4 protein-coding genes are annotated in these 3,255 nt (G+C 69.6%); 2 read left to right on the top strand and 2 right to left on the bottom strand.

Features of this window, described 5'->3' with window-relative positions; all coding sequences use genetic code 11:
- Positions 1 to 415: 415 nt before the first annotated feature.
- Both AB0M65_RS40560 and AB0M65_RS40565 read right to left on the bottom strand, forming a co-directional pair.
- Complete coding sequence (locus tag AB0M65_RS40560) at positions 416 to 949, bottom strand: GNAT family N-acetyltransferase (protein ID WP_364040902.1); 534 nt, start codon at positions 947 to 949, stop codon at positions 416 to 418.
- Entirely contained in the window at positions 946 to 1,917 is a 972-nt protein-coding gene (locus AB0M65_RS40565) for a quinone oxidoreductase (protein WP_364040905.1), read from the bottom strand. The genes AB0M65_RS40560 and AB0M65_RS40565 overlap by 4 nt, the downstream gene beginning before the upstream one ends.
- A gap of 95 nt (positions 1,918 to 2,012) precedes the next feature.
- Between AB0M65_RS40565 and AB0M65_RS40570 the strand changes: the two genes are divergently transcribed.
- Both AB0M65_RS40570 and AB0M65_RS40575 read left to right on the top strand, forming a co-directional pair.
- Positions 2,013 to 2,321, top strand: coding sequence for a hypothetical protein (locus AB0M65_RS40570; protein ID WP_364040908.1), 309 nt, complete (start codon positions 2,013 to 2,015; stop codon positions 2,319 to 2,321).
- Complete coding sequence (locus AB0M65_RS40575; protein ID WP_364040910.1) at positions 2,318 to 3,184, top strand: hypothetical protein; 867 nt, start codon at positions 2,318 to 2,320, stop codon at positions 3,182 to 3,184. Before AB0M65_RS40570 ends, AB0M65_RS40575 begins: the two co-directional genes overlap by 4 nt.
- Positions 3,185 to 3,255 lie beyond the last annotated feature (71 nt).

A 3,255-nucleotide genomic window follows, 5' to 3' on the forward strand; every position in this document is an offset into this window, starting at 1 on the left:
CTTCCTTGCGCCTAGCGCAAGGAAGGGGGCCGTCATGTACTTCAGGCGACTAGGGCGCCGGTACCGGTGGGGCGGGGTGGTCGTGAGTGGCGATGGTGGCGTGATCGAGTCTCTGCCTTGAGGTCGTGAGGTCTGCTTCGCGAGCTTCATGGGAGAGGCTTCGCGGCGCGAATCCGGCGCTGCCGACGGAGCCCGGCCGGGCCGTGCCTTGACTATCCACAAAGGATACTCGTTGGCTGTAAAATGCCCGATTCATGCCCACCTGTGCGGTTCGTGATGGGGGTCGTGAGTGATAAGGAGCGTTAGAACCCTCCATATCACTCACGACCCCCTCCTGAAACCATGCAAATTGCTCAAATCGGACGCCTGCACCCGAAGAGCGTCCTTTGTGGATAGTCCAGGAGCGCCGGGACACTCACGAGCCCGCGTACTCCCAGGTTCGCAGCCTGATCTCGACGCCCTTCTCGACCTTCACCTCGGGTTCCGTGTCGGTGACGGCGTAGCCGACGCGGCGCGCGACGGCCTCGCTCGCCGCGTTCCCCTCGTCGATCTTCAGCTGGAGCTGCCCGAGCCCGAGCTCCAGCGCGTACGCGGTGAGCACCCGGAGAGACCGCGCCGCGAGGTCCTGACCGCGATGGGCGGGACCGACGGCATAGCCGAGCTCGGCCGGGCCCTCCTCCCGGAGGAACAGCACCACTTCGCCGAGCGGCTCGCCGCCGTCGGCCGTGATGGCGAGCCGTAGGCCCGTGCCTTCCGTGCGGCGGACGAGGGCCTTCTGGAGGTGCCTCTTCGCCGCCACCTCGTCGAATGGGGACGGCAACGGTGTGAAGCGCGCGACGGCGGGGTTGTCGAACAGGCCGGGCATGAACTCGACGTCGTCCTCGGCCCAGTCGCGCAGCACCAGACCTTCCCCGGTGAGCCGGAGCCGCTCCGGCCAGACCACGGTCACGGGATCAGCAGGAGCTTGCCGGTGGTGCGCCGCCCCTGGAGGTCCTCGTGGGCCTGACGGGCGTCGGCCAGGGGGTAGCGGCCGCCGATCCGGATGTTCAGCGAGCCGTCCCCGATCGCGGCGAACAGTTCGTTCACCCGCCACTCCAGGTCCTCGCGGGTGAGGACGTAGTGCGCGGAGGTCGGGCGGGTGAGGTATACCGAGCCGCTGCGGTTGAGCAGCTGCGGGTCGATCGGCGGCACCGGGCCGCTGGCCGCGCCGTAGAGGGCGAGCAGGCCGCGGACCTTCAGGCTGGCCAGGCTCCCGTCCACAGTGGATTTGCCGACGCCGTCGTAGACCACCGCGACGCCCTTTCCGCCGGTGAGGTCACGGGTGGCCTTGGCGAAATCGACCTGGTCGTAGCGGATGACGTCGTCCGCGCCCGCCTGCTTGGCGAGTTCGGCCTTCTCGTCGGTGGAGACGGTGCCGATCACCCGCGCGCCGCGTGCCTTGGCCAGCTGGACCAGCAGCAAGCCCATCCCGCCCGCGGCGGCGTGGATCAGCACGTCGTCACCGGCCTTGACCTCGTAGGTCGAGGCCGTCAGCGCGTGCGCGGTGACGCCCTGGAGCATCGTCGCGGCGGCGGTCTCCTCGGTCACGCCGTCCGGGATCTTCACCGCGATCGCGGCGGGGAGCAGACGGCGCTGGGCGTAGCTGCCGAGCGAACCCTGCCAGGCGACCTTGTCACCGACGGCGAAACCGGTCACGCCGTCGCCGATCGCGGCGACCGTGCCGGCGCCCTCCATGCCCAGGATGAACGGCGTGTCGACCGGGTAGATGCCCTCGCGGTGATAGGTGTCGATGTAGTTGACGCCCGCCGCGGCGACGTCCACCAGCAGTTCCCCGGCACCGGGTTCGCCGACCTCGACTTCCGACAGTTCAAGGACTTCGGGACCGCCGGTTCGCCGGATCTGGACTGCGGTGGGCATACATCCTCCTCGTTGAAGGTCGTTCCGACCGGGACAACTATGGCCGACGCCACGGTTATTCCGCGTCCCGGGCCTTTCGCGGTTAAGCTCTGGCCGTGGCTGAGACCGAAGAGAAGACCGAGACCGCCGCCCCGACGTCGCGCCAGGTCGCGGCCGCCCGCGATTTCGTCAAGCGGCACGGGAAGCCGTCGCGCGCGGTGGTGGAGAACATCGGCCGGGTCGGCGCCAGGGTCGTGCTCGTGGGTGCCGACGGCGCGCTCGGCGACGTCCTCGTCACCTCCACCGAGGCAGGCGACGCGCTGGTCGGGGCCGTCGAGGATCTCGAACCCGCCGAATGGGACAGCGAGACCGTGAAGGCCACCAAGATCGGTGCCGAGCACCGCCGCCGGATGGCCGGCAAGTGAGCGGTTCCGCGATCCTCGTCGCCTGCTCCGCGCTGCCGGAAGGCGACGGCGACGAACACGCCGTTCCCGAGGCGCTGGCCGACCTCGGTTTCAAGACCCGCTGGGCGGCCTGGGACGACACGACCGTCGACTTCGGCGCCGCGGACATCGTCATCCTGCGTGCCACCTGGGACTACGCCGAGCGGCGCGACGAATTCCTGTCTTGGGCCGAATCCGTGCCCACACTGTCCAATTCGGCCGAAGTCGCGCGGTGGAACACCGACAAGTCCTATCTGGCCGAACTCGGCGACGCCGGGGTCGCGATCGTGCCGACGACGCTGATCGCGCCGGACGAGAAGGCCCCGCGCTGGCCGAAGGGCGAATTCGTGCTGAAGCCCGCGATCGGTGCCGGGTCGCGTGGTGCCGGGCGGTTCACGGCAGGCGACGTGGCCGCCGCGCACCTCGCCGGACTGCACGCGGACGGGCACACCGCGCTGCTCCAGCCGTATCAGTCCAGTGTGGACACCGAGGGCGAGATCGCGCTGACCTACCTCGGCGGCGTGTACTCGCACGCGTTTTCGAAGGCCGCGATGCTGGGTGGGGAACTCGACGAATCCGGTTTGTACGTCACGGAAAAGCTTGCCCCCGTGCAGCCGTCGGCCGCTTTCCGTGCCCTGGCGGAAGACGCGCTGGACGCGACGGCGGCGTTGCTGGGCATCCTCCGTGCGGAACTGCTCTACGCCCGTGTCGACCTCGTCACCGGGCCGGACGGCAGGCCGCTCGTGCTGGAAGTGGAGCTCGTCGAGCCTTCGCTCGGATTCCGGCAGACCGACGCTTCCGCGGCTTGGCGCTTCGCTTCGGCCGTCCGGCAGCAACTCGCCTGACCCGCGCGGCGGCCAGCCGGATGATCTGTCCGGGGCTCGCGGCCGCCAGCGCGGCCTGGAGTTCCACCGCG

The organism is Amycolatopsis sp. NPDC051071, assembly GCF_040682875.1.
GTDB lineage: Bacteria > Actinomycetota > Actinomycetes > Mycobacteriales > Pseudonocardiaceae > Amycolatopsis.

Excerpts from the sequence above, each read along its gene's own strand:
- AB0M65_RS40565 (WP_364040905.1), bottom strand. The coding sequence starts at position 1,917 with ATGCCCACCGCAGTCCAGATCCGGCGAACCGGCGGTCCCGAAGTCCTT.